Annotated in this window: 24 protein-coding genes; 2 read left to right on the forward strand and 22 right to left on the reverse strand. The window is 57.1% G+C overall.

The window, feature by feature from the left end; translation table 11 throughout:
• Positions 1-37 precede the first annotated feature (37 nt).
• From tssG to ACOTY5_RS08145, 21 genes are all read right to left on the reverse strand, one after another.
• Positions 38-1,081, reverse strand: coding sequence for a type VI secretion system baseplate subunit TssG (gene tssG / locus ACOTY5_RS08045; RefSeq protein ID WP_032653904.1), 1,044 nt, complete (start codon positions 1,079-1,081; stop codon positions 38-40).
• Positions 1,078-2,949 carry a type VI secretion system baseplate subunit TssF gene (gene tssF, locus ACOTY5_RS08050; RefSeq protein ID WP_017384293.1) on the reverse strand — a complete coding sequence of 624 codons (1,872 nt, stop codon included), beginning with the start codon at positions 2,947-2,949 and terminating at the stop codon, positions 1,078-1,080. The genes tssG and tssF overlap by 4 nt, the downstream gene beginning before the upstream one ends.
• Positions 2,950-2,951: 2 nt before the next feature.
• A complete protein-coding gene (gene tssE, locus ACOTY5_RS08055) occupies positions 2,952-3,515 on the reverse strand; it encodes a type VI secretion system baseplate subunit TssE (RefSeq protein ID WP_015570336.1) in 564 nt (187 codons plus the stop codon).
• Entirely contained in the window at positions 3,508-4,320 is an 813-nt protein-coding gene (locus ACOTY5_RS08060) for a type VI secretion system accessory protein TagJ (protein WP_045142094.1), read from the reverse strand. The genes tssE and ACOTY5_RS08060 overlap by 8 nt, the downstream gene beginning before the upstream one ends.
• A gap of 9 nt (positions 4,321-4,329) precedes the next feature.
• Positions 4,330-5,316, reverse strand: coding sequence for a hypothetical protein (locus ACOTY5_RS08065; RefSeq protein ID WP_045142095.1), 987 nt, complete (start codon positions 5,314-5,316; stop codon positions 4,330-4,332).
• A 16-nt stretch (positions 5,317-5,332) separates the two neighbouring features.
• Entirely contained in the window at positions 5,333-6,130 is a 798-nt protein-coding gene (locus ACOTY5_RS08070) for a PP2C family protein-serine/threonine phosphatase (protein WP_003859969.1), read from the reverse strand.
• Positions 6,127-7,902: a type VI secretion system-associated FHA domain protein TagH gene (tagH, locus tag ACOTY5_RS08075; protein WP_017384296.1), complete on the reverse strand. Its 1,776-nt coding sequence runs from the start codon at positions 7,900-7,902 to the stop codon at positions 6,127-6,129. The genes ACOTY5_RS08070 and tagH overlap by 4 nt, the downstream gene beginning before the upstream one ends.
• A 90-nt stretch (positions 7,903-7,992) precedes the next feature.
• Positions 7,993-8,409, reverse strand: a complete 417-nt coding sequence (locus ACOTY5_RS08080; RefSeq protein ID WP_015570334.1) for a hypothetical protein — start codon at positions 8,407-8,409, stop codon at positions 7,993-7,995.
• Complete coding sequence (locus ACOTY5_RS08085; protein WP_045142097.1) at positions 8,403-9,392, reverse strand: hypothetical protein; 990 nt, start codon at positions 9,390-9,392, stop codon at positions 8,403-8,405. Before ACOTY5_RS08085 ends, ACOTY5_RS08080 begins: the two co-directional genes overlap by 7 nt.
• 75 nt (positions 9,393-9,467) lie before the next feature.
• On the reverse strand, positions 9,468-9,950 hold the full coding sequence (locus tag ACOTY5_RS08090) for an Hcp family type VI secretion system effector (RefSeq protein WP_014884229.1): 483 nt from the start codon (positions 9,948-9,950) through the stop codon (positions 9,468-9,470).
• A 180-nt stretch (positions 9,951-10,130) separates the two neighbouring features.
• Positions 10,131-10,556: a T6SS amidase immunity protein Tai4 family protein gene (locus ACOTY5_RS08095; protein ID WP_017693279.1), complete on the reverse strand. Its 426-nt coding sequence runs from the start codon at positions 10,554-10,556 to the stop codon at positions 10,131-10,133.
• Positions 10,553-11,059: a type VI secretion system amidase effector protein Tae4 gene (locus ACOTY5_RS08100; RefSeq protein ID WP_017384301.1), complete on the reverse strand. Its 507-nt coding sequence runs from the start codon at positions 11,057-11,059 to the stop codon at positions 10,553-10,555. Before ACOTY5_RS08100 ends, ACOTY5_RS08095 begins: the two co-directional genes overlap by 4 nt.
• Positions 11,060-11,124: 65 nt before the next feature.
• Complete coding sequence (gene tssC, locus ACOTY5_RS08105; protein ID WP_006810956.1) at positions 11,125-12,624, reverse strand: type VI secretion system contractile sheath large subunit; 1,500 nt, start codon at positions 12,622-12,624, stop codon at positions 11,125-11,127.
• Between the two features lie 3 nt (positions 12,625-12,627).
• Positions 12,628-13,152: a type VI secretion system contractile sheath small subunit gene (gene tssB / locus ACOTY5_RS08110; RefSeq protein WP_008502644.1), complete on the reverse strand. Its 525-nt coding sequence runs from the start codon at positions 13,150-13,152 to the stop codon at positions 12,628-12,630.
• 75 nt (positions 13,153-13,227) lie between these two features.
• Positions 13,228-14,244 carry a type VI secretion system protein TssA gene (gene tssA / locus ACOTY5_RS08115; RefSeq protein ID WP_015570331.1) on the reverse strand — a complete coding sequence of 339 codons (1,017 nt, stop codon included), beginning with the start codon at positions 14,242-14,244 and terminating at the stop codon, positions 13,228-13,230.
• An 11-nt stretch (positions 14,245-14,255) separates the two neighbouring features.
• Complete coding sequence (gene tagF, locus ACOTY5_RS08120) at positions 14,256-14,972, reverse strand: type VI secretion system-associated protein TagF (protein ID WP_015570330.1); 717 nt, start codon at positions 14,970-14,972, stop codon at positions 14,256-14,258.
• 16 nt (positions 14,973-14,988) lie between these two features.
• Positions 14,989-18,609 (reverse strand): type VI secretion system membrane subunit TssM, encoded by a 3,621-nt coding sequence (tssM, locus tag ACOTY5_RS08125; RefSeq protein ID WP_045142099.1) that lies wholly within the window; start codon positions 18,607-18,609, stop codon positions 14,989-14,991.
• 2 nt (positions 18,610-18,611) lie between these two features.
• On the reverse strand, positions 18,612-19,850 hold the full coding sequence (locus ACOTY5_RS08130; RefSeq protein ID WP_421631891.1) for a DotU family type VI secretion system protein: 1,239 nt from the start codon (positions 19,848-19,850) through the stop codon (positions 18,612-18,614).
• A gap of 17 nt (positions 19,851-19,867) precedes the next feature.
• Positions 19,868-21,211 (reverse strand): type VI secretion system baseplate subunit TssK, encoded by a 1,344-nt coding sequence (gene tssK, locus ACOTY5_RS08135; RefSeq protein ID WP_015570328.1) that lies wholly within the window; start codon positions 21,209-21,211, stop codon positions 19,868-19,870.
• 28 nt (positions 21,212-21,239) lie between these two features.
• The gene (gene tssJ, locus ACOTY5_RS08140) at positions 21,240-21,743 is read right to left on the reverse strand and encodes a type VI secretion system lipoprotein TssJ (RefSeq protein WP_015570327.1); all 504 of its coding nucleotides are present in this window, start codon (positions 21,741-21,743) and stop codon (positions 21,240-21,242) included.
• Between the two features lie 23 nt (positions 21,744-21,766).
• Complete coding sequence (locus ACOTY5_RS08145; RefSeq protein ID WP_006810964.1) at positions 21,767-22,261, reverse strand: hypothetical protein; 495 nt, start codon at positions 22,259-22,261, stop codon at positions 21,767-21,769.
• Positions 22,262-23,108: 847 nt separating this feature from the next.
• On the opposite strand from ACOTY5_RS08145, the gene ACOTY5_RS08150 reads away from it, so the two are divergent.
• Both ACOTY5_RS08150 and gap read left to right on the forward strand, forming a co-directional pair.
• Positions 23,109-24,089, forward strand: a complete 981-nt coding sequence (locus ACOTY5_RS08150) for a GlxA family transcriptional regulator (protein ID WP_045142100.1) — start codon at positions 23,109-23,111, stop codon at positions 24,087-24,089.
• Positions 24,090-24,167: 78 nt separating this feature from the next.
• Complete coding sequence (gap, locus tag ACOTY5_RS08155) at positions 24,168-25,178, forward strand: type I glyceraldehyde-3-phosphate dehydrogenase (RefSeq protein WP_015570325.1); 1,011 nt, start codon at positions 24,168-24,170, stop codon at positions 25,176-25,178.
• Between the two features lie 87 nt (positions 25,179-25,265).
• Here the strand turns inward: gap and ACOTY5_RS08160 are convergent, their stop codons facing one another.
• Positions 25,266-26,603, reverse strand: a complete 1,338-nt coding sequence (locus ACOTY5_RS08160; protein ID WP_023303875.1) for a carbohydrate porin — start codon at positions 26,601-26,603, stop codon at positions 25,266-25,268.
• Positions 26,604-26,641: the final 38 nt, after the last annotated feature.

Consider the following 26,641-nt stretch of genomic DNA (forward strand, 5'->3'; position numbering starts at 1 on the left):
TTAGTTTCCATTAACAATGATTCGGTATACGGAAGGATTATCGCTCTGCGCGATACACCAGATCGCCACGCGGAACAGGCTGAGGCTGAAGGCCGAGCCAGGTGTTGTACCCTAATCGCCCGGCGCTACCGAGCGTGGCGCCCTGCACCGCATCGGCGCGCAGGATCACCCGTGTTTCCCATTCAAATTCCACCCCGGCGTACTGTCGCACCCAGTCGCGCAGCTCGGTCACCCACCCTTCGCCCGGCAGAAAACGGTTGTAGTCGTCTGCGCTCAACGGGCCAATCTCAAGCCGAAATTTATGCTGCACGTCGCGTACCGCAATGCCGAGAAAAGCGGACTCTCCCATGCGCGGCATACGCCGCCCCTCGCCCAGCTGTGCCTGCTCCCGCGTTGAGAGCGGCATCCACTGCGGGACGTTGGCCACCAGCCTGACCGGCACGTTGAAATAGTTGCGCAGGATTTTCTCCAGCCCTTCCGGGTCCCGCCCGTGTCGGGTCAGGTGCCCGGCGTGAGTAAAGCGGGCGTGCGCGCTCAGGCTGCCTTTCGACATCTGGGCAGGCTGCCCCATGCCAATCAGCGATGCCAGATACCCTTCGAAGCGCCTGTTGTCGTTGCGATCCAGTGAAACGGCAGGCTGCGCGTCCGCCCAGGCGCGGTAGAACAGCAGCGTCAGGCGGTGGTGAAAGAGGTCGGCAAACGCGCTGAGGCTGTGATCCTGATGATGATGAATACGCTCGCGGGCATACTCAGTCATGTGCACCGGCAGCGGGCCGTTAGGACCAAACAGGCCGAAGCTCAGTATGGAAACGTCATGCAGTCCGTTCTCTTCCCGCTGCCGGACCTCAGCAACCGTTGACGGCGCAAAGCCCATTGAAGGCTGCTGACCAATACGCAGCGGCTCAAATTTCGGCAGCGGCGCGCGCCCCAGCGGGTAACGCTCACCGCCCTGGGCATCAATGCGTCTTAACAGCTGGAACAGATCGTAGCGCCACGGCGTCTCGCGCACTCCGCGCCAGAACGCATCGGGCAGCGGCGTCAGGCGATGCACGCGCAGCGTTGCAGGGGCAACTTCACTCATACCAGCGCCCTTTTACCCATGCGCGGCACCCAGTAGCCGATTTCACCACGCTGCTGGCTCTTGAGTGTGAACTCCGTAAAACTGTTGATGGAGACCAGGCGGGCAAAAAGGCGTTCCAGCACGCTGCCGAAAAGCCATGGGCTGGCGCCGGAAAAGGCGCGTTCGTCCACCGTCAGGGTGATGCCGATCCCGCGGGCGAACACCACCGGGCCGGGTTCAGGCACGCGACGGTGCACCGGCTCCAGCACGCAGTGACGAACGCCATCCACCTGACGGGCAACCGGCGTCTCGGCAAGGTTGGCGTATAGCCCTAACAGCTGACGCAGCGCGGCTGCGCCCTCTTCGTTTTCGCTGTCCATCAGGCTGAGGTAGTTCATTTGCAGCTGGCTAATGAGCCGCCAGGTGCTGAACCCTTCGGCCAGCGCCGGACGCGGCGGCGTCGGGCCTTTACGCAGGGTTAACGCCTTCACCGGCATGGAGTCGGCCATAATAAACTGCCCAAGCTCCTGCTGGAGCATCAGCGGCAGGTCACGGCTGGTGCACAGCACCTCGGCGGAAATGTAGCGCAAATTCTCCTGCCACGGCGCGTGCTGCGCATCCACCAGCGAGACGAAGACCTCCGAGCCGATATAGCCCGTGCGGGTGCCATAGCGCAGCGCGTGTTCGGAGAGAACGCGCTGCTCACGGCGCAGGGAAAAATAGGCGCCGTAGTTGCCCGCGTCTCCGCTCCAGGTACTCCAGAAAGGACGAAACGTCTGGTCGTCCCGCTGACCATCGGCGCTGGCATAAATTTTTTTCACGGCATAAATTTCATAATCTAGCGGGCGGATGTTATCCACCACCAGGTGGTATTCATGCTGGCTTTCGCTCAGCTTCTGCCGGGCCGCCACTTTCGGGAACAGGTTGATCACCGGCGTGCAGTGCAGCGCCAGGTGGCTGGCATCCACCACGCGCTCCAGCTGATCGTCGCTCTTGTCGAGCAGAATGAAGATATCAAACGCTTTTTCGTCTTCGCAGCGCTGGATCAGCTTGCCCAGCCCGCTCAGGCTGATGAAACGAAAACGCGCCGGGAACGCAAAGTACTCCTGCAACAGGCGATAGCCGTCGAAGTTGCGCAGATCGTCCGGGAGCAGCGCCTGGTCCGCATTAAAGCCTTCCTGACGCAGGGCGTCAGACGACAGCAGCTGGCGCTGGGGCTGCTTGCTGACCGTCTGGCAGACAATACCCGCGTGGTGCTCCATCACCAGCTCCAGCAGCTTCAGCGCCTCGATGTCCGGGCCGCTTAAGAAGAACTCCAGGCGGTCAAAGTCCAGGTGCCCGAGATGCTGCGGGCCATCGCAGGCAATGCGGATCCGTAAGGCGCTGCTGATCCCCCGCTGGCTCAGGCCGAGCTGGGCCAGCGGCAGATCGGCGGGAACGCCGCCCAGCTCGATCCGCTCAATTTTTAACGGCAGCAGGTTCACCTCGTGCGCCGTGGTATAGCTGCACGTAACGCCGGTCTTTTTCAGCGCCAGGCTGTCCATCATGGTGCCGCGCGGCACAATAAAGCCTTTGCTCAGGTCGCCGCGGCTGCTGTCGGGCTGAATTTCAGCGATCGCCATCGACGGCGTAGGCGCCAGATAATTTGGCGCAATCATCTCCAGCATACGCTGTGAAAAGCGCGGAAATTCGGCGTCCATTTTCATCTGCACGCGGGAGGTCAGGAAGGCGAAACCTTCCATCAGGCGCTCAATGTACGGGTCCGCCACTTCGATGCCGCGCATGCCGAGCCGCCCCGCCACTTTCGGGTAGCGCTCGGCGAACTCTGCGCCCATCTCGCGCAGATAGGCCAGTTCACGGTTGTAATATTCGAGCAGTTTGCTTTCCATAATTACCCCGCATCCTTCAGTTCAAAATGGCCGTTCTCAAGATCGACGTCGGTGCGAAAGAGAAATTCCAGCGGATACGGCACGCACCACAGGCGACCTTTGATTTCGATAGACAGAACGTTGTGCAGATCTAACGAGGAGGTATCGGACACGCAGCGAACCTGAAGCCCCTGCGGCAGGATCCGCGGTTCAAAGTTAATAATCGCTTCGGTGAGCTTGCGCTGAATGTCGTGCCATTCAATATCGGACATTCTTTTCCCCGCCAGCGGCGCCACGCCAAAGTTAACGACGGAACGGCTCACCTGCGTCAGCCCGCTCAGATCGCTGGAGGCATCGTGGTTAATGGTATTAAACAACCACTGTAAATCCCGCAGGACGTTACGACGCAGCGCGGCGTGGGTGATCAGATTGCTGTTGGCGGACTCGCGTTTTTTTTCCGGATCGTTATCCGTCAGGCGATCCAGCAGTGAAGGCTGCATTTTGTCGCGCGCCCCCACTTTCTCCTGCCTGCTGCGGGCCTGCCAGCCGCTGCGCAGCAGATCGCCTTCGCCTGCGGGATTACTCATCCGCACCATCCGAGGTAAATGTCACCAGGCTCAGGGTAAGCAGCGGGCTTTCGCTTTGCTCGCTCAGCCAGGCTTTCTGTCCCATGCCTTCATACAGGACGCCGTCATCGTCCAGCGGGAGCCATTCGGTGGTGCGCCCCAGCTTAACGCTGTCTGGCGCCCCGTCAGCAAACGGATAACGCGCCGGGATCTGACACACCTGCTCGGTGCCGTCCGTGAGGCGGACCAGCGCATGACGCCACACCAGATCGGTCACGCTGGCCGGAGCCTGAAAACGGATCGCGTCGATGGCGCAGAACGGCACCCAGAAATAACGGCCATTGACCAGGGTTTCACACACCGGCCCCAGACGGGCATCGCCGTCCATCAGCCATTCAAAGGTGTGGCTCTCTTCATTCTCCAGCGTGACCTGCCCGCGGCTTGCTGGGGCCTGTTCGAGTGCCGCCAGGCGCAGCGTTTGCGCTTGCCCTGCGCTTTCGGTCAGCGCCTGGGCTAACGTCGTCAGCCACGGCCACTGCGCCTCGGGCATTGCCGGTCGTACCTCTCCCGCGAACACGCGCGCACGCTGCTGTTCACCCTGAATGGCCTGCTCCAGCAGCGTTACGGTCGGTTTTGCCTGCGGCTTCAGCGCCAGCCAGCTTTTCAGCTGGGTCAGGGCGCGCGCCCAGTTGCCGCTGAGGATCAGAAACTGCACAAACGCAGCGCGCAGATCGGCATCCGCCGGACGGGCTTTGATATCGGCTTCCAGGCGAAGCAGCGCGTCGCTAATCGACTCCCCCGCCAGACGTTGATAAAGCGTATTCATAGCCCCTCCTTAATTCGCCGCGCGCCAGGCGCCCACTGCCGGATCGCGCAGCTGCGGACGCAGCGTGTCAATCAGAACAACGTTCAGCTCCGCGCCCGGTGCAACCCATGCGTTCCAGATCTTCTTCACCTCTGCGATACGCGCCTGGAGTCTGGCGTCGTCGCTGGCGATCTCACGGGTGATTTCCACCGCCACCGTGCCGTTGCTCTTCCAGCCGTTCAGGGTGCTGTCGTACGGCAGGATCATCCAGCTCTGGTCGCTGTTCGGGGTGCTGAAGACCATGCGTTCTTTGTTGACGGAGGTGATCAGCGCCTTTTCAGGATCGACCGCGTTGTTCAGCCCCATCACCGGGAAGCCGTGAATGTAGGTGACCGGAATCGCTTTCTGCGTCCCGTTACGGTTCTGCGTCACCACGGAGTGGCCGCTGAGCCAGCTGCCGTTGCCGCAGCGGGTGGTGTCGGAATCCGGAATAAACAGCGCTGGCGCGGAGGAACCGCCCTCCCAGAAGGTGCGCAGGTGGCAACCGTCCTGAAGGGTGAACTCCTGCCATGGCGTACGATCTGCCGCCACGGTGTGCGTCTCCGGATTCTGGTCAGGCGGCAGCAGCGCGCCTGAGGTGGGGGTCGTTGCCGCCGCCGTTTCCTGCTGCTTCACCACCAGCGCCCAGTCCTGCGCTTTAGCCGCTGTGCCCCGGGCAAGCGTCGTGCCTTCCGGATCGTTAAGCGTCCAGTTCAGGGTATTCAGCTTGCTGCACTGGTGCTCCAGCAGCGAGCCAAGGCGCGGCACGAAGTTTTCCAGCACCGAAACCTCTTTCTTGCCGTTCGCCACGATACGCAGCGCCACGTCCGCCTTACACCAGCTTTGCGGCGTATTGTCTTTAATGTTGTCGATCCAGATATCCAGCTTCTGCGCAGGAGACTGCACGATGCGGAAGTTTTCAGCCTGTGCGGTGGTCGCCACCGTCAGAAGAGCCAAACCCGATAGCCAAAGTTTCATATCAATCCTTGTGTGTCTAATCAGTTCCGCAGGGAAGAAATTGTGCTGCGTCAGAGAGCGTATGCAGCAAAGTGGTGTCCTGAGGGTTGCCCATCCACACCGCCACGGCGGTATAGTTATCCTGAGCATTGCCCTCCTGTTCGGCATTCTTTTGAATGATTTGGTTCATTAAGGTCAGCCACTCCTGTGGCGTATTGACCATGTGCAGCGACTGCTTCATCTGCTCTTCGCTGACGCCGTGCCAGAAACCGTCGGTGCAGAGCAGGAAGGCATCACCGTCCTCAACCTGCACGACATCGCTGTAGCTCGCTTCCGGTCCGCCATTCTCAATACCCAGCGCCAGATACAGCAGGTTGCTGTTGAGATCGTCGGTCTGATGCCCGGCATCTTTCATCTGCTGGACGAGGCTGTGATCGGTGGTGACATGCCACAGCCAGCCGCGGCGAAACAGGTACAGGCGGCTGTCTCCGGCGTGCGCCCAGTAAGCCAGACGGTAATCCCTGTCGATAAACAGGCTGACCAGCGTGGTGCCCATCCGGCGATAGTCCTGCACGGCCTGTTGTTCGCTGAGGATGGTGCGGTTCGCCGTTTGGACGTAGTCACGAATATGCTGCGCATTCAGGTGCTTGTCGCCGTCAAAGCGGGAAATAATGCTGTTGCGGGCCAGCTCAGCGGCCACCTCGCCGCCCGGCAGGCCCGCGATGCCGTCACAGACGACAAAGCAGGCTGAACGTTCCCCGATGGTTTCTCCCGTCTGATCCTGGTTGCTGGCGCGCGTCCCCTGGCGGGAGAGAGAAGCCGTTGCGATATTCATTTTTCTTCCGATCCGCTTTGTGAGTCTTTGTACTGATTGACCTCCATGTCATAGGCATGGAGGAAGGCTTCGCCAAACAGGGTATGGAAGTCGTCCTCGATCTCGCCCGCCGTCTCGCCATAGCTGCGAACGAAATAATCCCACAGCGCGGCTTTACGGCTGCCCGGCAGCGCCAGGCGTGACGTCATCCCGTTCTGCTTCGCCTGCTCTTCCAGTTGTTCCGGGTTAAAGGATTGCAGCATGGCGGCGATAATGGCGCGGATACCAGAGATCATCCCTAGCTGGTGTGCCTGGAGATCGATCAGCGCATCACGCACCGATTTGGTCGGCGGCATAAAGCCCGGCATCGGCGTGCCGAACATCTGGATCAGCACCGTTTTCCCGGTCGGCAACAGTTTGAACGGGTTGTTCGCATCGTCGAGCACCATGGTCATATCGGCTTTCACCCCACGCTTGAGGATGGAGCGCGAGGAGAGCAGCGCCACGGTCCCCTGCGAGAACATGCCCAGGATCTGCCCCAGCTGACGCATATTTTCCCGGTCGAATTGCGGTACCGGCTGCATTTCGCTCAGGCCCATGCCCTCCAGCAGCGCCTCCAGCAGTTCGCCCTGAAGCACCTCGCCCCGCTCGCCGGTCTGCGCGGAGGCAGCAGGCGATGCAGCGTTTTTAACCGGGTCGATACGCAGGCGGCCTTTAGGCGCCTGCGCGTTGCTGCGCGCCACGGCCTGCGGCGTTGGCATGGTGAAGCCAGCGTAATCGGGGCGCGCGGGCTCCTCTTCCGCGCGCGGCGCGTCCTGTGGTTCAGTCGGTTCCGGATCGAACAGCGGTGAGCTGGCCAGCGCATCCTCTTCCTGTGCGGCTTGCGCTTCAGGCTTTGGCTCCGGCTTATCGGCCACGATTTCATCCGGATGGGTTAACGGCGCGCCGCCCATCAGGCCGAGAGGGTCATCGTGACGCGCGGCAGGTGCGCTCGCCGACCCGCCAAACAGGGCTAACGGATCGAGTTCGTCCGACGCCTCTTCCTTTGGCTGGGCAGGTTTGCTTTCGTCCGGCTGTACCAGCGTTGAAGGGGTGACATCGTCAAAGATGCTCTCTTTTTTAAACAACGCTTCATCGCTAAACAGCGTGTCCGGGTCAACGTTTTTACGTTCAAGCGACGGTTCGGCGTCGTTAAACATTGCCAGCGGATCTTCGGCATTGCGCTCCGGGGCCGCAGGCTGAGAGAACGGATCGTGGGATGCGGCGGGCTGTGGTTTTGCCCGGTTGCTGGAGATGCTGTCGGAGATGGAAAACTCCTGCATCAGGCTGTCCCAGATTTCCGACGGCACGGCCGTAGGTTCAGCTTTTCCACGAGGCGCGGCGCTGGCCGGTTTCGGTTGCGGCGCTGGTGCAGGTGTCGCCACTGGGCGCGCCTGCTGCATGCTGGCCGCCATGCGGCTTACGGGCTGGGTGTCATGAATGAGTTCGCTGACTTCAATGCGATAATCATCAATACCGAGAATATCCCCATCCTGAAGCTCAACCTGACGCCCACGCTCCAGCGGGATATCATTCAGTACCACGCGGGTAACGCTGCCGCGGTTCGTGACGCGGCATTCGCCACTGGCGTCGACGTGAACGATGGCCTGCAAACGCGAGATGGTGCGGTCATTGTCCGGCAGCACCAGATTGTTATCCGTACCGCGCCCAATGGTGCCGCCCGGGGCATAAAAATCACAGCTGCTTTGCGGCGGCTGATGACCGGGTTTCGTAGAAATAATCGTGAATCGCATGGCGTATTCCTGCTGGTATGATTAGCGCTCAAACGCTGCCGCTCTCGGGGGTGAGAACGGCGGGGTTTGGGGGTTAAGGGCTGATTAAAGCTATTTGACTACATTCAGGAAAATAATGCCGATAAGCAGCCATAGCGTAAAAAGTAAGGCCTGAGCTTTATAGCGTCGATGCAGTTTTAATATCCAGCCGATTCTCTCTTCCGGTAAAGCCTGAACGAATTTATAGGCATCGTCCTGAACATTTCTGTCTTTGGTAAATTTCATCTTCACGCCTTTGCGAAGACGAACAAACCAGATTATTTTTTGATAGTTCGCCAGCGAACCAAAAAATGATGCGTAATTTGTCACCAGATCGAGATCGTAGCCTTTTTGCCTATATTCTGAAAGAAGCTGATTATATTCGGCCTCGTGTTTTTTAAAATAACGGGAACTGATGAAGTCCATAATTACGACAAGTAAAAATAAAACAACAATCAGAAATAAAAGAATATTTTCTAAATTCACCATAGCTTATCCATGACATATTCAGTTGCTCCACCGGCAACTTCGCCACCAATGTATCCACCCGCAGCGGCTCCTACCACAGAACACGCGAGCAACCCTACACCACCTGTTGCCACACCCAATGCAACACATACGCCAGCCCCAGCCATGGCGCCATATTTTCCGCCATAAATCCCGCCCGCAAGACTGGCGCCAAATTGACTGTACTTCTTAACGGCGACTTTGGAACAACTCTGCTCTCTACCTACTGTACAGGCATCGTAAACTTCATTGGTTGTGTTTGCACCAGCGAAGCCGATAGCAAGCCATCCTCCCATTTTCAGAAAACGGGCAGCTTTTGAAGCATTGTCTACATATGTTGAATACCCTCGTATCGAGGCAACACCCGCAGTACTCCATTCGTGGACAATTGACCTGCTTGATAAACCTAAAGCGTGCTTGATTTCTTCATAAGGTTTCAGTTTCAGCGTTAGTCTGGACAGCTTATTTAATAAAACGTCCAGCTCAGAAAAAAGTTTTTGCCTTTCAACAAAAAACTGCTGCCCGATCAATGTGCCTTGCGTTCTGTATTGATTTTGATAAGCCAGTTCGATAGCTTTTAATTTCTTTTCTATTTCGCTAAAGTACCTTTCACCTGCATCAGCAACCACCCCGAGAGATTTATCCATAAAATTAGTTAATGCTGCGATGGTACTAAAATGCTTGTTAAAGAAATTAGCTTCATCTGTATTCAGTTCTGCCAATGCTCCATTAACCTTTTGCTTTGCATTTTGTAATTGTTTTAGCTGAACCGCATTTTCAGCACCCGGAGCATTAAGGATCAATATTTGCCCGGGTTTTAACCACCGTGTGTCCCTGTTCACTCGCATAAAATAACGTGCCGCTTCACTGTCTGGTTTATTGAACAGTAGTCTTGCCTGGAAATCTAACGTACCAGCCTGCTGAACAACACAATAACCAGGAGCAACCGTTGATTTTACGCTCATATTGACATCCCTTTGCAAACGAAATTAAGTCTCTATAAATAATGACCGGGGAAAACTCCCCGGTCACGCGCGCAATTACGCTTCTTTGTTTTCTTTGATGTTCCAGCCAGCGCTGCTTTCAGCACCTTTACCACCGGCAGTGGTCTGCTCCCAGTACTGCTGTTTCACTTTCGCAGCCTGGAATGCATAGGTCACGCCAACGGTATCGCCGTTGTCTGCACCCGTGTACTGAACGGAAGTCACGAGAACGTCTTCCAGGGTGATGCGGGTGTATTCAACCTGCTGACCACCCGCTTTGCAGACGGACAGTTCAACTTTGGTCAGGTGTTTACCGCTTGCGCAGTGTTTCAGGATTGCTGTAGTGGATTTGTCGATCAGAGCGTTAACGTGCAGATCGTTAAAGTTCACTTTACCGGCACCGCCGCCACCGCCAACGCTCATATTACCTGGCTGGGACGCGCCCCAGGAGAAGGAGGTAATATCAGTCCAGCCGGTGTGGTTAGAATCTTTAGATTCGCCCGTAACACCCTCGACCTTCAGAAACATATCAATAGCCATAATATCTACTCTTCGTGGATGAACAATATTGCTTTCGAAAAAGCCCTTATATGGCAAACAGGAAAGCATGGGGCTGAATAAAACCGTCCATATTTTACCTCTGCCTCATATCAAACGACCCGTGTCATTTGACAGTCTTACATTCCCCCTGAACGAAAGGAAAGAATGTGAAGTCTTATACTATTGTGGATTATCCTGAATCCAGGTGCGGTCAGGATTTCCGATGATTAATTGAGGAGCAAGTTGATTAAGTTCGTCACTATGATAAAGACGCAGGCAGTTTAAGGTTACGCCTTTTACATCGGGTTTTCTCTCAGAATGAAAGGCATTGGTTGCACCTTTATATTTATTAATAAGAGCATTAATTTTGTCATTGCCATTTTCAATATCGAAAGGCACCCATTCCAGTAATGCGCTACTGCTACGGGCTGCATCCAGAGAAAACTGGCTTTTATCATCTGCAACTTGTGCCAGGCAGCGAGAAAAAACAACGTCTTTAACAACTTGCTTATAAGGCATTTTTTTGACAAACGACACCGGATCGTCAGTTGCATACACAGAGGCGGAACTGGTGAGCAACAGTAGACTAGCAATCATTTTTTTCATGGCAACTCCCAAAAATTAGCTTTGGTCGTCGTGTAATTCGTCTCCGGCGCATTGAAATAACAGTGATCCGAACAGGTTAAACCATTCCAGAATGTTGCATGACCTGCGGCGTCACTCCAGCCCTGTACCTCAAACAGAATTACGCCCTTTTTGTTGGCTAATTGCTCAACGGGTAAGGAAGGATAACTCACGATCATGTCAGGTTTACCCCACTGACGCGTCAACCAGGCAATGACATCCTTTACGCGGTAGAAGTACCATTTATTATCAGCACCGGATACCGTGAGATTTGCAATACGCGGAACGGGATGCCCGGTATAGTTAAGAACATAACTCATCCGTACGGCACAACTATTTGACCACCCGCCCTCATCTGGCGCTATTTCGAAATTGTGCTTAACTTTGCCGCCGATAACTTGCTTAACTTTGCCGATAGAATCATTTGCATCGTAAATACGTGTTGCCGCCGCCCAGGCAGCAACAAACGAAGGTCTCGCGGTCATATTTCCTCTCAAATTTCCATACTATAAAGCTAACGCCGGGCATGGCCCCCCGGCGGCAATTATCATTACGCGTCCTTCGTCTTCAGCGACGGCAGTTTAGATACCAGACGCAGGGAAACGGTCAGACCTTCCAGCTGGTAGTGCGGACGCAGGAAGAACTTCGCGGCGTAGTAGCCCGGGTTGTCTTCGATTTCCTGCACCTGCACTTCCGCCGCCGCCAGCGGTTTTCGGGACTTGGTTTCCTGGGAGGAGTTCGCCGGGTCGCCGTCGACGTAGTTCATTACCCAGTCGTTCAGCCAGCGCTCCATCTCTTCGCGCTCGCGGAAGGAGCCGATTTTGTCGCGCACGATGCACTTCAGGTAGTGAGCAAAACGGCAGCAGGCGAACAGGTACGGCAGACGGGAGGCCAGACGCGCGTTCGCGGTGGCGTCCGGGTCATGATACTCGGCCGGTTTTTGCAGGGACTGCGCGCCGATGAAGGCGGCGAAGTCGGAGTTTTTGCGGTGCACCAGCGGCATAAAGCCGTTTTTCGCCAGTTCCGCTTCACGACGGTCGCTGATGGCGATCTCGGTCGGGCACTTCATGTCCACGCCGCCGTCATCGCTCGGGAAGGTGTGGCACGGCAGGTTTTCCACCGCCCCGCCGGATTCCACGCCGCGAATCGAGGTGCACCAGCCGTACTCTTTAAAGGAGCGGTTGATGTTGGCCGCCATCGCATAGGCAGCGTTTGCCCACGAGTAGCTGTTGTGGTTCGCGCCGTCGGTCTGCTCTTCAAAATCAAAGCTGTCGACCGGGTTGGTGCGAATGCCGTACGGCAGGCGCGACAGGAAGCGCGGCATCACCAGGCCCAGATAGCGGGCATCTTCCGATTCACGCAGTGAACGCCAGGCAGCGTATTCGGTGTTCTGGAAGATTTTGGTCAGATCGCGCGGGTTAGCCAGCTCCTGCCAGGACTCCATCTGCATCACGCCCGGTGCGGTGCCGGTGATGAACGGACAGTGGGCCGCAGAGCCGATGCGCGCCATCTCGCCCAGCAGCTCAACGTCCTGCGGGCTGTGGTCGAAGTAGTAGTCGCCCACGATGCAGCCAAACGGCTCGCCGCCGAACTGGCCGTACTCCTGCTCGTAGATTTTTTTGAAGATCGGGCTCTGGTCCCAGCCCACGCCCTTGTAGCGTTTCAGGGTGCGGCCCAGCTCCTGCTTGGAGATGCTCATAAAGCGGATCTTCAGCATCTCGTCGGTTTCGGTGTTGTTCACCAGGTAGCTCAGGCCGCGCCAGGCGCTCTCCAGCTTCTGGAACTCCTCGTGGTGAATGATCTGGTTCACCTGCTGCGAAAGCTGCTCGTCAATACCGGCAATCAGGTTCTGAATGGTGCGGTAGGTATCGTTTGAGAAGGTCACGGTGTTTTCCAGCGCCTGCTGCGCCAGGGTTTTAACCGCGCTTTCTACGGCAGAGCGCGCCTGATCGGTTTTCGGGCGGAACTCTTTATTCAGCAGCGCGCTGAACTCGTCCTGGCTGAACGCCTGGCCCGCCTGCTGATCGTGTTGTTGAGTCTGGTTGCTCATCGATTATTCCTCGCTACCTTTCGCACTTTCGTCATTTTTTGGCAACTGGCTCAGGGATTTGAGCAGCGTCGGATCCTGGAGAATTTTCGCGATCAGCTCTTCCGCACCGTTTTTACCGTCCATGTAGGTCAGCAGGTTGGAGAGCTGGGTACGGGCTTCCAGCAGCTTGTTCAGCGGCTCTACTTTGCGGGCCACCGCGTCCGGCAGGAAGTCGTCCATGCTGTCGAAGGTCAGATCGACGTTGAGCTTACCTTCGCCGGTCAGGGTGTTATCCACCTGGAACGCCACGCGCGGCTTCAGCGCCTTCATGCGTTCGTCGAAGTTGTCGATGTCGATTTCCAGGAACTTACGCTCGTCGACGGCTGGCAGATTTTCCACCGGCTTGCCAACCAGATCGGCCATAACGCCCATCACAAACGGCAGCTGAATTTTGCGTTCTGCGCCGTAGATCTCTACGTCGTACTCGATCTGCACGCGGGGAGCACGGTTGCGTGCGATGAATTTCTGTCCACTGTTACTCATTGCCATGATGTTCTCCATCAAAGATGCGCGGTGAAGGTGAAACGGCAGACTCCATGCCTGTCGTCATAATGCCAGGACGCGTCATTCGCGGCGTCCAAAGATGTTTTCCAGTTGGTTAACGCCGTCTGGCGCCAGGTCGCGAATAATGTCCATAAAGTTGAGTTCAGACAGCCGCTGCACCCGTTCAATCATCAGCGGTGCGGGATGGCTGGGTTCGTACTGCGCAAAATACTGTTTCGCTTTTTCCAGCATCAGCTGGGCGTCGGCGCGGCTGGTCACCTGCACGCTGCGCCAGTCCGTCACCTGCTGAACGGGCGACGCGGCCACCGGCTGCGGCTCGGCGTGCTGTTCAGCCTGCGCGTCACGGTTCGGCAGCAGCTTGCTGATATCGGTCACCTGACAGGCGCTGGAAACCAGTCCGACGGTTTTCAACAGCTGTTCCATCTCCGGGACGCCACTTTCCCCGAGATAGCCGGTAAGCAGTTCGCGGATGGCCAGCAGGCGTTCGTTGATCACGATTACCGCTTCGGTGCCGGGCTGATCGCCCCGGGCCAGCTCATCGATCAGTCGTGGACGACCGCCCGGATAATCCGGACACTCGGTTTTACTGCCGTCAAGCAGCGCCTGGGCGTCACGGAGCGAAATCTCATCGCCGTTTGAGCGGAGCAGTGAGGCGTTACGCACCGCGACCGTCAGGTCAGATTTATCACTCAGCCCGGCGAGGGCGTTGATGCGGTAGAACGGATCGGTTTCGCCATACTCTTCCAGCAGCGGGTAAAGTTGCTCCCAGTAACGGGACAGGGCTTCCTGCACCAGCAGTAGCCCGTCGGCGTAACCTGCCAGCCCGCGACGACGCGTCCAGGCATGGGTTAACGCCAGCATGACGCGAAGATCTTTGGTGCGACCCAGCAGGCTGGTGGCGAGTTTTTCCACCGTGTTCCAGTCGGCAGGCTCTGCCGGAATGATGGTGTCGCCAAACTGCTGCTCGGCTTTACCCTGACTGGCCTGACCCATGGCCTGGAAATCAGCGTCGTACTCCAGGTTTTCACCGCAGGGGTTATCGGGGCTTATCGGCGCGAGAAATTCATCGATATTCATAAGATCCCTGCTTATTCAAACATAGGCGGGTAAAGACCGTGGCGGCCCGGACGGGCGCCGCCTGCCGGATCGAACAGCAGCGTAAAGAGCTGCCCGGTGAAGTTTCCACTGTGGACGTGTGTGTACAGCGGATAGCCGTCGCAGCGGTTTGTCCACCAGTAGCTGGTCTGGCGCAGCGGATCAAAACACTCCGCCGCCTGCGGCCAGCCCAGCGTGCTCTGACCATCGTCGTCATAGCCAATCACGTCGAGAATGTCGGAACGCTTTTGCGGCTCAACCGGCTGGGGCGCCGGGATGGTCATCAGCATTTCATCCAGCTGGGAGGCAGAATAGCTGTTACGCACCGCGTGCAGCCCCAGACGGCCAAGCTGCTGGTACCAGCTTTCAGCCTGCCCGAGCAGGCGGGATGACCACTCGGCGGGGGTGAAGCTCAGTTGCAGGCATACCGGATAGTGGCGGCCTACGCTGTCACGGCCCGGCAGCAGGCAGCCCATCTGAATCATCTGGCTACCGAGCATCGGCGGGACGACAAAGTTCCACACCGGGGCTTTTGAAAACGGGCGCTCGCCGCTGCGCTGCTCTTCCTGTTGCCAGGCCAGCAGGCCGACCTGGAACCAGTGCGACCACTGGCGTTGCAGGGTATCCGGAAAGCGACGCTGCAAAAAATCTCCGGCGCTGGGTAATTTGCCATACCAGCTATAACGGTTCATCGCAGGGGTATTCGTCATACGGCTGTCCTTGCGGTTATGGGCATGTGAAACGGGGAAGCTGGAACGGGTTGCGGATGCTGTTCGGGGCAAACTCCAGCGTGACCTGATGTCCGTCGACGTTGAAGGTCGCCTGACGGCTCAGGCTACCCGCGCCAGGGCTGGTGCGCGCCTTGTCGAAAAAGCGGTTGAGCGCCCAGGAACCGTTAGTTACCAGCGTTGCGGTGCTGCCATTGGCCAGACCGAGCTGCATACGCACCTGGTTCGTCCCGCCCGGCCCCGGCCAGGTCATGATCTGCACCGCCTGCGGACCGTGGCTGTAGCGCAGCAGCTGGCCGTCCACGTCCAGCGTCAGGTTCAGAATGGTGTTGTCCATCCGCACGGTGCGCACCGTCACCCTGAAGGATGGCGTGGTCGCGCCGTTGGCGAAGAAGGCATCGCGGACAGACTGCGCCTGCTGGAACGGACGCAACAGCCCTTCGCTGCCCGGCAGCGTTTTACCGTCGATGCCCGGCATAAAGCGCCAGTTCGCCTGGGTGGTGTCCACCTTGTTGGTCAGGTTGTCGCGGAAAAAGGTGTCCATCAGTCCGGTGCCCGGCGCGAACATGCGGGCGAGATCGTCCGGCGTCACCTCGGTGCTGGCGCTGCGCACCAGTGGATAACGCCCGGCAATCGCCTGACGGCAGAACCCACCCACTTCCACGTTAATGCGCTTACGCACGTTCTCCAGATCGCGACGCTGGGTGTCGCTGCTGGCGCCGACGGCCATATTGCTGAACATGGTTTGCAGCCCGCCCGGCAGACGTCCCGCGCTGGCTTGCAGGCGGCTGATTGCATCGCCGCCCGGCGCGGGCATACCGCTGTTTGCCGCATCCTGAACGGCGGTCAGGTAGCGATAAAGCTCGTCAACCTGCTTAAGAAAATCGTCAAAGACGATGGTCTTGCCACCCTTCTCCAGCGGCTGCGCCAGCTCAATCATCGGCGCATAGTGGTCAGTCACCAGTTGTTCAGGCGCCTGCGTCACAACCGCGCCCTGCGTCGGGGCGTTGTCACCGTTGCTGAACAGCGCTTCCAGCGTGCGGGTGGCGCGGTTGCTTTGGTCTTCCGCTTTCTGCGCATCTTCCGGCGCTGGCGCAGTGCGCGACAGGGTCAGCACCTTGCTCAGGTTAAGCACCAGACGGCGCAGCGGCGAGTTGGTGCCTGAAAGCAGGCGCGCGGTGTTAATGCGCTGGGAAAGATCGGCGCTGTTGTTGAGCTGAATGTCAGCGAGAAAGCGATCCCAGTTGACGATAAAGTCGCGCATGTAGAGCTGGCGCACGGCGTTATCGATCTGCTGTTTATCTTCCTGGGCGGTGGTTGCTCCCAGTACCCAGGCGTCGTCCTCGTGCAGGGCGGTGGTCACGCTGTCGATCTGGTCGTTGAAGCTCTTCCAGTAGCCGTCCGGCGTATAGAGGCCCGGTACGCCCTCACTCACCGGCTTGCCGCTTTTACGGGAAAACACCAGCTCGCTCTGCGGGCCGCCGAGATCTGAAAGCGAAACCGGCTTCAGGTTTTCATCATGCTCCAGCAGACGTTTCAGGCGGCCATATACGCGTGTTGAGAGCGGCTGCTGGTTGATAAGCGCTCTTTCACGTGCCACCAGATCCTCATCCTGCGCATACGGTGAAGCCTGAATTTTTGGCTCCAGCAGCTGGGTCAGGTGCCATTCCAGCTCCTGAAGCTGCGCCTGCGTCACGTTCTGTGGCAGGTTGCGTTGCAGGTTGAGCATCACCCACGAGTGCAGGAATTTGCCGTCATAGTGCTTCGGCTGGTAGAGCATCTGATAGGCTTTCAGCGCCTCATAGCTGTACTCCACGTCGCTGCCGTTGTCGTTGCGCAGCCAGGTGGTAATGTGCATCGCCACGGCGGGCAGCAGCATCTGATCCAGCGCCTTCTGATACAGAGACTGCGAGGCATCGCTGACGTCATCCCCGCGATAAAGCCCCATGCGGCGGGAAACCGGCGGGTCGTTAACGTCGAAGGCATTGCTTTTCGGCAGATCCACCAGGCTGTTAAGCAGCGGCAGAAGCGCAAACAGATCGCGCTGGGGCTGGTTTTGCAGCGCCTTGCTCTGCTGCTCCAGCATCGGCACTTTTGCGTCCACTTCTTCCAGATAGGCTTTATTTTTGGCGTAGCTGGTCAGCCACAGGCCACCCAGGATCACCAGCAGGGCCAGCAGCGCCGCGTAGCCGGACCACATCACGGCGCGGTTGCGCAGTTCCCACCAGCGGTTTTCCCCGGCGATGCCCGCTTCCTGGAAAATGACGTTTTGCAGCAGGTTTTTAATGAAGAAGCTTTGGCCCTTCGCGCCTGGGATCGGCGCCTCTTTGCTCACCGAATCCCAGCGCGTGCTTTCCCCCCCTTCAGGTAAGGAGAGCGCGCGATTCAGCTCGCCCATCACGCGGTCAAACGGCATCCCTTCCTGAGTGCCACTGGCAAAGTAGATGCCGCGCGGCGAAAATTCGGTTTCGAAGTTTGAACGGGCAAAGACCGTGCTCAGGTAGTCTGCCAGCAGCGGACGCAGCGCGGCGAACTCCTGCGGGAAGAGATAGGCTTCCGCACGGGTTTTGGCGTCATGCTCTTTGAGCATGGTTTCCGGAAGGCCAGCATCCAGACGCTGTTGCAGCAGGGAAAATTCCTGCTGGAAGTTGCCCATCAGGTCGTAATCAGCGTGTTTGGTCTGCTCCCACGGCAGCGTAAAGCCCCAGATCTGGTCGCGCTGGGCTTTGTCGTAATCCGCAAACCAGGCGCGGAAGCCTTTAAGCAGGTCCGCTTTGGTCACCATCACATACACCGGGAAGCGAATACCCAGCTGTTCATGCAGCTCGGAGAGACGCTGGCGCAGGTTGACCGCCTGCTGGCGCGAGGCCTCAGCGGACTGCGAAAGCAGGTCGGAAATGCTGATGGTGATAATCACGCCGTTAATGGGCTGGCGACGGCGGTATTTGCGCAGCAGGTTGATAAATTCCAGCCACTCCCCGGCGTCCTGAACCTGCTCGCTCTCCTGAGTGGTGTAGCGCCCCGCGGTATCCAGCAGAACCGCCTCGTTGGTAAACCACCAGTCACAGTTGCGCGTGCCGCCAATGCCGCGCAGCGCGGTTTTACCGAAGCGATCCGCCAGCGGGAATTGCAGCCCGGAGTTGGCCAGCGCGGTGGTTTTACCTGAACCCGGCGCGCCAATAATGACGTACCACGGCAGCTGATAGAGGTACTGTGTGCTGAAGCGCTGCGTCCACTGCGCGCCATGTCCCGCTTTGCTGAAGTGGGCTTTTTTCAGCATCTGGGCGGCTTCATCGAAACGCCCGGCAAGGATCTGCTCCTCGCTGTTCAGACGTTTCTGCGGATCGGCCGCCTCCGGGCTGGTGGTATTTTCGTTGAGCTTGTCCATCAGCTTACGGTTCAGCCAGGCGTTATACAGCCGCGGCAGAATGTGGCTCTGGGCCCAAATCAGGTAGACCACCGCAATGCTGATGACGCGGTTCTGCTCTGATTCAAGGGGCCGGGTATCCACGATGGACAACAGCGGGCCAATCATCCAGATGACCGCCGCGAGCGCCGTTACGCCCAGGAAGCTCCACAGAATGCGATTGGTCAGTATAGAAAGTAGAGTTGTCAGCATCCTTAGTTTCCTTGCGGCAATCCGTTCAGCTCGGCCTGGGTATTGTCAGGCGATACCAGCAGCGTAATCTCTACGCGGCGGTTACGGGCGCGATTTTCAGGCGTGGTGTTAGGCGCTACCGGGTTGATCTCACCCCGCCCTTCGGCTTTGACGCGCTCAGGCTGTGAGAGGCTACCCTGGAGCTGTTTTTGCACCGAACGGGCGCGCTCAAGCGAGAGTTCATAGTTGGAGGCGAAGCGTGCGCTGCGGATCGGCACGTTGTCGCTGTACCCCACCACCAGAATTTTGCCGCTGACGTTATTCATCGCCTGGGCGATGCGGTCGATGACCGGCTCATAGCGATCGCGCACCACCGTTGAGGCCGAGGCAAAGAGTCCGTCCCCTTTCAGGATCACCACGCTGCGATCCGCCTCATCCTTAACGGCCACCAGACCGGCATCAATTTCTGGTTTCAGGAAGCCGCGCAGGTTCAGCACCGCCGGCAGCTGACGCGCAGGCTGCTGGATCGTGGTTTCCGGCAGTTGGGACTGGTAAATTTTCGCCAGCACCGGGCTGGTGTTATCACCCAGACGCCAGTTCAGCACGATATAGAACAGGCAGGCGATAAAGCCGACCAGCGCCACGCACGCCCAAAGAGGGATCATCGGCCGCCAGAGCTTGCGCAGAACGGGGCGATCTTCCGGGTGCGGCGAGAGCGGCGGCGGGTAGCTGCCGCGCACGCCACGGATCATCTGCCACAGGCGCTGTTTAATGGTTTCAAGCTGGGTCCGGCCATTGTCCAGCACGCGGTAGCGGCCTTCAAAGCCGAGCAGCAGACAGTAGTTGATCATCTCCAGCAGCAGAATGTGTTCGCGCGGATTCTGCGACAGACGCGCCAGCAGCTGGAAAAACTTCTCACCGCCCCAGGTTTCGTTATGAAACGTCACCAGCAGACCATTGCTTGACCAGACGCCGCTGCTTCCCCACGGGGTCAGCGCGGCGGCTTCGTCCAGCGCCGTGCAGAGGCAGTAGCGCGCGCCGACAATCACTTCATACGGTAAGCCCGCCTGCTGGCATCGCACTTCGAAACGGCGAATTTCGTCAATCAGGCGCTGGCGCAGCCCGACCTGATCGTCGTGGGAAACCGAATGACGGATTTGCGGAATCGCATTGAGCAGCGGATTGGCGGCCGCCACCAGCTGATTGTTCCCACTGGCTCCGGTAAACACGGCATCACAGCCGGTATCCTGTCGTTCCTGCATATTAAGCGCTCGCTTTATTATTCTGTCGGGCTACGGATGGCCCAGAACTCCATATCGAGACCCGGGAATTCCCCTGCGAGATGCAGCGCGAATGCCCCGGACTTGTCCATCTCGTGCCACAGTTCGCTGCCCCTCTCGAGCTCGAAATAGCTGTAGCCTGCATGCCACGGGATCTGCGGCGGCGCGACGGGCATTGCCCGAAGCATGATGCCCGGCAGCTGGAGCTGAACCAGATCGCGAATTTTCGACACTGGCGCAACCTTCATCTGGGCAGGGAAATGGGTTTGCAGGTGTTCGCCGGGGACATTGGCTTTTACCGCCAGCACGAAGCCAAATTCGCGGACCATGCTGGTCTCCGGCACGGTGGCGATGTTCAGCCCGTGGGAGCGTTCGTGCAGCGGCAGCTGGATGGCATGATCTTCCATGACCAGCGACAGCCCCTGGCGCAGCATCAGCATCAGTTTGCTGAAGCAAACGGCGAGATCGTCATGGTCGTAGACCGGCAGTATGCTCTCTGCGGTACGCTGCGGCGTCCAGGTGGCGAGCTCCGTGGCAAACGGCAGCCAGCTGCGCCAGAGCGCTTCCGGGTGAAGCAGCGGCAGCGTTTTTAAATGTGAGACGTCGCCAAGGTGGCGGTTGATCAGCGAGAGAAGCGTGAACTCAACCATCTCGGACGTATTGAAACGCCCCGGCTGGCGCAGTCGACCGCCGATCTGCTGGCTACGCTGCACCAGCAAGCCGTGCAGGTCATTGATCATGCCGTACAGCTGCGGGCTGTTATTGGCGTTCAGCATTGGCGGAATGTAGCTGTTATCCAGCCGCACGTGGTTGTCGTTGCGCTTTTCGGTGACGTACGCCACGCCGATGGCGGTCCATTCTGCCGTCAGATCTTTCTCCAGCATCAGGGTCAGACGCAGGCGGCCAAACTGGACCGTCGCCTCCCCGACCGACATGGCGTTGTCGTCTTCCACCTCTTGTTCAAAGGTAATAAAACGCGCCAGAGAAGACTGCTCCTCGCTGAAAATCACCTCTTCACGGCCACCGCGACGAACCGGCAGCGCAAGCACCACCTTTTCATTGGTCAGATTATCGGGGATTTTTAGCGGAGCCGGACCGTTGCGGTCGCTGCGAACCTGGAAAAAGGTGCCGTCAGGCAGCAAACCGCTACAGTAGCTCAGGGCAATACAGCCCTGGCGTAGCATCGCTTCATCCAGCTCAAGGTCGAGAAAGCCCCAGAGATACGATCGCTGCAAGGCCCCCCACTCACGAACGTGGTTGAGGAGGTAGCTTTCTGTCCGCTGAAAATGGTGGGGACGCAGGAACATGCCCTCGGTCCAGACGACCTTTTCTGCTTTCGTCATGATGATCTCTTTCCTGTTATGAAGGGCGTTACTGGCTGATGACCCGGATACCATTTACGTCAAGAAAGACGCTGGCCTGGAGTTCATCTGCGGACCATTTCCAGAACTGGTAAATCGCGTTTTCGCCGGGAACAGGCAAAGGAAGTGAGACGCGCCATTTTTTGCCGTCCAGCGCCTGGTATTCCGCCATCACGCCGATATAGCGCGCTTCCGGTGAGCTTTGTCCGCTCAGGGTTTTCGAAAGCTGGCCCGGCATCAGGAAGAACACATCGCTGTTCAGCAGATTCGCGCCAAGCGTGGCTGACGCGTTGTTCTGTAAGGAGTAGAAGTCACTGGACATGAAATCCGCATCGGATTTCAGCAGCAACACTCTGACCTTAAGCGGCGCAGAATCATTGATTTGAGGATGAGCCTGAAACTGAAGATTGTAGCGGGATGGGTCGCTGTGTGAAGACGACGTACAACCACCGATCAGCGCGAAAATCAACGCAAAAAAAGGGAACCACATCCGATGAAAATTTTTATTATTCATAAAAATATGCTCGTGAAACCCGTTTAGTTCAGGATCCAGGTACCGTTCGCGCTGTCTTTGCAGGCTTTGCTGTTGCCATCGACATCAACACAGGTGGTTTTCTTGCGCGCTTTCGGGCGCAGTGCCTGTTTACGCACGGTGGCTTCGTACTGGTCAGCCTTGATTACGGCACGCATCGGCACATAACCAATCAGCTGTTCACTCCCTTCATCGGCCAGCGCCATCCAGAAATGTTCAACCTGCCCCAGCACGACGTAAGTTTTACCGGTCTCAAGCGTACGGATCACTTTTCCGCCGTAGTCAGGACGGCTCATCAGGGATGCCGGGTACATGGCACGGTACGGTTCATTCACCTGAGTGAACTCCGCCGGAGGGGTAACAGCGTGACGGTGCGTCAGCGTGATGCCATTCACCTGGCTGGTCACAATCGTATCATCGGTGATCGCTGGTTTCTGCGGCGCCTTACAGCCCGCCACCGCCATAACAAACAGAAGTGATAACAATACGCGCAGTTTCATATGCTTTTCCGTAGCGATATTTAGAGGATGAAGAGAGGGGATAAAATTTGACTTAGGTGCTATTGTTAAAATAGTCGGAATATTTTCAGCAGGTAACTATTTTAAGGCATAGCTACCGCACGAACCCGACAGAAATGGGCCCAGCATGCTCCTGACATATTTTGACAAACGGTAGACAAGTTTACATGAGCTTGTCATCAATTCAATATTTCCCACCTGCTTAATGGCGTTTAATGATACGCCCAATGCATTATAGGATTAATCTCATAAAAAATGCGCACTTAGGTAAAATCGTCTTTTTCTTAGACAGATTTCGAGCATAACTCTATGAAAATTAATGGCTAAACAGGAAAAAGAGAACCACTATCATTAACGTAACCCCTTATTATCTCCACTACCATAATTAGTAGAATTTCATTTTTTCTGTGCGCTGCGGGATATATCTGGGATATTTTCATTGTTGCATTCAGAAGATAACTTTTATTGTGCACGAGCGTCCCGCATAAACAAATGGCGGCTAAGAAAATGGCAGAAATTTAATTTCGCGATCCGAAATAACCTGAGCAAAATTCCCCTTGGGGGTTATTTTTTGCACCTAAACAATTAAGCCCGGCTACATCTTTTTGCTCTCTCATCGTTCAGCGCGCTCCCTTGCAGCCCATAAACTGGGGGGTTCAGCGGCGCTGACAGTGAACCTCACGCAAGAAGTTTTACCGTTACTACATATTTATTTTACTTCTTCCCAACATCTGCCGTTCTACTCTTTCACCCGGCACGCCTCATTTGTCTCTTCTACAATGTTCGCCTTCCGCTTGACTTATTTTGTGATAAAGGTACTTTTCAGGACATGAAGAAGATCCTGATTATCGTTCCTGATGGTGGCATGTTGTTTGAAGCCGCCGGTATCGCCGACATTCTGATGCAGGCCAATCGGCTGCACCCGGACGGCCTTGAGCAGCCCCGCTATCGCATCATTATCGCCACCACCCAGCCTCACCTGGTGATCCACGGCCAGTCCGGCTTGAACCTGCTGGCGGACTATCGCCTGCCGGAGCTGGATCCGCGCGAACCGCTGGACACGATCATCATTACCGGTCGCGGCATGAATGAGCAGGAGAGCACCGCCGTGGTGGACTGGCTGCACCTGGCCGCGCCGCATGCGCGCCGCGTCGCCTCTGTCTGCGGCGGGGCCCTGCTGCTGGCACAGGCCGGACTGCTCGATGGGCGCCGGGCAACGACCCACTGGCGGCTTCTGGAAACCCTGAAAACCCGCTATCCTGCGGTCAACGTTGAGGGCGGCCCGCTCTATGTTCAGGATGGCCCCGTCTGGACGTCCGGCGGCGTCAGCTCCGGGTTTGACCTGACGCTGGCGCTGGTGGAGGATGATTACGGCTTCACCCTCGCCCGCAATGTGGCGCAGGATATGGTGATGTACCTGCGTCGGCCTGGCGGCCAGCTACAGTTCAGCCGCTATAATCTGGAGCAGTCCGGCGCGACCGGACCAGTCAGCGAACTGCAAAGCTGGATCCTGCAAAACCTCACCGCAGATTTGTGCGTCGAAAGGCTGGCCGAACGGGTCGCCATGAGCCCGCGCAATTTCACCCGCGTGTTTACGCGTGACGTGGGCGTGCCTCCGGCCCGTTATGTCACCGAAGCGCGTCTGGCCGCCGCCCGACAGCTTCTGGAGCAGACCCAGGATCCGCTTGAGGTCATTGCCGAAAAAAGCGGGTTTGGTACCAGCATCAACCTGCGCCGCGTTTTTGAAAAGCAGCTTCATCTTACGCCGGGCGAATACCGCCAGCGCTTCCACTGCCGCAGAATGGCGTAATATGATCCTTTTTTGTCATTTACGCCATCTGACCTGACGCCTACAGTAACTCCAGACAACACAGATAAGGAGTGCATCATGGTTAAGGTCGGTATTAACGGTTTCGGCCGTATCGGACGTAATGTCCTGCGCGCAGCGCTGGGCAACCCGGATCTCCAGATTGTGGCCATTAACGATCTGACGGACAGTAAAACCCTCGCCCATCTGCTGAAATATGACTCTCTGCTCGGCACGCTGCCGGTGCCTGTGGAAGCGGCGGACGGCGCGCTACAGGTTGACGGGCAACGCATCACCGTATTCAGTGAACGCGACCCGGCAAACATTGCGTGGAAAGACGCAGGCGTTGAGGTGGTAATTGAAGCAACCGGCTTCTTCACCGAACGTGAAAAAGCGGCGGTGCATATCACGAGCGGCGGCGCAAAACGCGTCATTATTTCCGCCCCGGCTAAAAATGATGATCTGACGGTGGTAATGGGTGTGAACCACACGCTGTACGATCCGGCCCAGCATTTTGTGGTCAGCAACGGGAGTTGCACCACTAATGGTCTGGCGCCAGCGGCGCAGGTGCTGCACCAGCAGTTTGGCATTGAGCACGGGCTGATGAACACCACGCATGCCTACACCAACAGCCAGGCGCTGCATGACCAGCCGGAAAAAGATCTGCGCGGCGCGCGCGCGGCAGCATTATCCATTGTGCCTTACTCCAGCGGCGCGGCAAAAGCGCTCGGGAAAGTGATCCCCGAGCTTGACGGTAAACTCACCGGGTATTCTCTGCGCGTGCCGGTTCCGGTGGTGTCGATTGTCGATCTGACGGTGACGCTGAGCCGCAACGTGACCGCCGAAGAGGTGAATGACGCGTTCCGTCAGGCTGCCGCCAGCGGGCCGCTGAAAGGCATCCTGGGCTACAGCGATGAACCGCTGGTCTCCCGTGATTATCAGGGCGACCCGCGCTCATCCATCATCGACGGGCTTTCAACGCTGGTGATTGGCGGGAATATGGTGAAGATCCTGTCGTGGTATGACAACGAGTGGGGCTTCTCGAACCGTCTGGTGGATCTGGCGGTGCTGATGGATAAGAAAGGGTTGTAGCCGATCGTATTGCCGGGTGACGCTTGCGCATACCCGGCCTGCAAAATGGCCCCTCTGCCTGCTAACAGAGGGGCATCATGACACTCTTCAGAAATAATATTTAAACCGCACACGACCGCCATAACGATCGTCGTTCTTATCGCTTCCCTTTTTCGGCGACGCGTTCACCCACGAAGCGTAGGCGCCCAGGTAAATGTTAAAGTTCTTCATCTTCATTACGTTGGGAATAAGGTACGACGCATGGACAGTGTGAATATCATACTCACCCGGATCGGTGATCCAGCAATCATTCTCACACTCTGCGTCAAAGGTTGAAGTGTTAAATTCGTCGATTTCGTTATGCGCATAAATATAGCCCAGCTCAGCGTTACGCCACAGGGCATTGACGCCGGAGGTGAAGTCCGTTTCGTCTGCGGCGTCAAGATACGCTGTGTTGAGATTCACGACTATGCCATCCTCAGGATCGGCTTTCAGACCATCCCAGGTCATGGTGAATCCGTAACCGGTGCGGTCAGACTGATCGACCCAACGACCCGCGTCATCCCGATAGCCATAAGCATTGTTGACCAGATTGGTTTCCATGGCGACGGCCGTTGAGAACGGGCCGTCCTGCCACGAAATAACTGGCCGGACATAGGCGACGTTCTTATCATTTTCCAGTTCCGCGCCATGGTAGCGCTGGTCGACGTACAGATCGCTGCCGTCTTTGAACAGCGTATTCAGCTCGAAATACCAGTTATCCAGCGTTTTACTCATCAGGAAGTTACCGCCGCTGTCGGTACGGCCACGCCCCTCTTTCAGCATATAAATGTAACCATAGCCGTCGCTATAAAGATCGTCCGCTGTATTGCCCGAGTATTCAACAAAGGTATCCTGGTTGAGCGGGAACATATCGTAGGCTTCAAAACGTCCAACTTTAATTTCCCAGTCGTTTTCTGCGCCAAAGAAAAATACCGCATCATCAAGGTACATTTGCCCTGCCAAATCGCCCAGTGGTTGTACAGAAAATCCGGAAAAATGGCCGTTATCCATTTTTCGATAACCATCAAACCCCAGCAAAATACGACCATTAATATCCCACCGTTCTTTATCTCCCGGTGCCCAGTCGCTATTAGCACTTTGCTTAACAGAAGTCAGACTGCCGGTTTTGCTGGCAGCATCCATATTAAATTCCACATCGCCATAAAATTTTATATCTCCAAAGCCCGAAAGCGTCAGCTTCGGTGGTGCGTCTTTATTGACGGGCTCTTCTGACTGGACGACCACGGGAGCAGCCTGCTGACTGGCCGCCTGCTGTTGTTTCAACGCCTCGATTTGCGCCTCCAGTTGCGCCAGTTTTTCATCTACGCTCGTCGCGCTTTGTGCCGCAAAAAGAGAGCCAGAACAGAGTGCCCCCACGAGGACAACCATTTTTTTAAATTGCATAGAATCCATCCTGAAATAAAAGTGAATACCCAAAGTGA

The organism is Enterobacter cloacae complex sp. SHL018, from assembly GCF_049237905.1.
GTDB classification, from domain to species: Bacteria; Pseudomonadota; Gammaproteobacteria; order Enterobacterales; family Enterobacteriaceae; genus Enterobacter; species Enterobacter hormaechei_C.

What these genes read in the sequence shown, in the direction of transcription:
- tssG (WP_032653904.1), bottom strand. Translation starts at nt 1,081, where the DNA reads ATGAGTGAAGTTGCCCCTGCAACGCTGCGCGTGCATCGCCTGACGCCG.
- tssF (WP_017384293.1), bottom strand. Translation starts at nt 2,949, where the DNA reads ATGGAAAGCAAACTGCTCGAATATTACAACCGTGAACTGGCCTATCTG.
- tssE (WP_015570336.1), bottom strand. Translation starts at nt 3,515, where the DNA reads ATGAGTAATCCCGCAGGCGAAGGCGATCTGCTGCGCAGCGGCTGGCAG.
- ACOTY5_RS08060 (WP_045142094.1), bottom strand. Translation starts at nt 4,320, where the DNA reads ATGAATACGCTTTATCAACGTCTGGCGGGGGAGTCGATTAGCGACGCG.
- ACOTY5_RS08065 (WP_045142095.1), bottom strand. Translation starts at nt 5,316, where the DNA reads ATGAAACTTTGGCTATCGGGTTTGGCTCTTCTGACGGTGGCGACCACC.
- ACOTY5_RS08070 (WP_003859969.1), bottom strand. Translation starts at nt 6,130, where the DNA reads ATGAATATCGCAACGGCTTCTCTCTCCCGCCAGGGGACGCGCGCCAGC.
- tagH (WP_017384296.1), bottom strand. Translation starts at nt 7,902, where the DNA reads ATGCGATTCACGATTATTTCTACGAAACCCGGTCATCAGCCGCCGCAA.
- ACOTY5_RS08080 (WP_015570334.1), bottom strand. Translation starts at nt 8,409, where the DNA reads ATGGTGAATTTAGAAAATATTCTTTTATTTCTGATTGTTGTTTTATTT.
- ACOTY5_RS08085 (WP_045142097.1), bottom strand. Translation starts at nt 9,392, where the DNA reads ATGAGCGTAAAATCAACGGTTGCTCCTGGTTATTGTGTTGTTCAGCAG.
- ACOTY5_RS08090 (WP_014884229.1), bottom strand. Translation starts at nt 9,950, where the DNA reads ATGGCTATTGATATGTTTCTGAAGGTCGAGGGTGTTACGGGCGAATCT.
- ACOTY5_RS08095 (WP_017693279.1), bottom strand. Translation starts at nt 10,556, where the DNA reads ATGAAAAAAATGATTGCTAGTCTACTGTTGCTCACCAGTTCCGCCTCT.
- ACOTY5_RS08100 (WP_017384301.1), bottom strand. Translation starts at nt 11,059, where the DNA reads ATGACCGCGAGACCTTCGTTTGTTGCTGCCTGGGCGGCGGCAACACGT.
- tssC (WP_006810956.1), bottom strand. Translation starts at nt 12,624, where the DNA reads ATGAGCAACCAGACTCAACAACACGATCAGCAGGCGGGCCAGGCGTTC.
- tssB (WP_008502644.1), bottom strand. Translation starts at nt 13,152, where the DNA reads ATGGCAATGAGTAACAGTGGACAGAAATTCATCGCACGCAACCGTGCT.
- tssA (WP_015570331.1), bottom strand. Translation starts at nt 14,244, where the DNA reads ATGAATATCGATGAATTTCTCGCGCCGATAAGCCCCGATAACCCCTGC.
- tagF (WP_015570330.1), bottom strand. Translation starts at nt 14,972, where the DNA reads ATGACGAATACCCCTGCGATGAACCGTTATAGCTGGTATGGCAAATTA.
- tssM (WP_045142099.1), bottom strand. Translation starts at nt 18,609, where the DNA reads ATGCTGACAACTCTACTTTCTATACTGACCAATCGCATTCTGTGGAGC.
- ACOTY5_RS08130 (WP_421631891.1), bottom strand. Translation starts at nt 19,850, where the DNA reads ATGCAGGAACGACAGGATACCGGCTGTGATGCCGTGTTTACCGGAGCC.
- tssK (WP_015570328.1), bottom strand. Translation starts at nt 21,211, where the DNA reads ATGACGAAAGCAGAAAAGGTCGTCTGGACCGAGGGCATGTTCCTGCGT.
- tssJ (WP_015570327.1), bottom strand. Translation starts at nt 21,743, where the DNA reads ATGAATAATAAAAATTTTCATCGGATGTGGTTCCCTTTTTTTGCGTTG.
- ACOTY5_RS08145 (WP_006810964.1), bottom strand. Translation starts at nt 22,261, where the DNA reads ATGAAACTGCGCGTATTGTTATCACTTCTGTTTGTTATGGCGGTGGCG.
- ACOTY5_RS08150 (WP_045142100.1), top strand. Translation starts at nt 23,109, where the DNA reads ATGAAGAAGATCCTGATTATCGTTCCTGATGGTGGCATGTTGTTTGAA.
- gap (WP_015570325.1), top strand. Translation starts at nt 24,168, where the DNA reads ATGGTTAAGGTCGGTATTAACGGTTTCGGCCGTATCGGACGTAATGTC.
- ACOTY5_RS08160 (WP_023303875.1), bottom strand. Translation starts at nt 26,603, where the DNA reads ATGCAATTTAAAAAAATGGTTGTCCTCGTGGGGGCACTCTGTTCTGGC.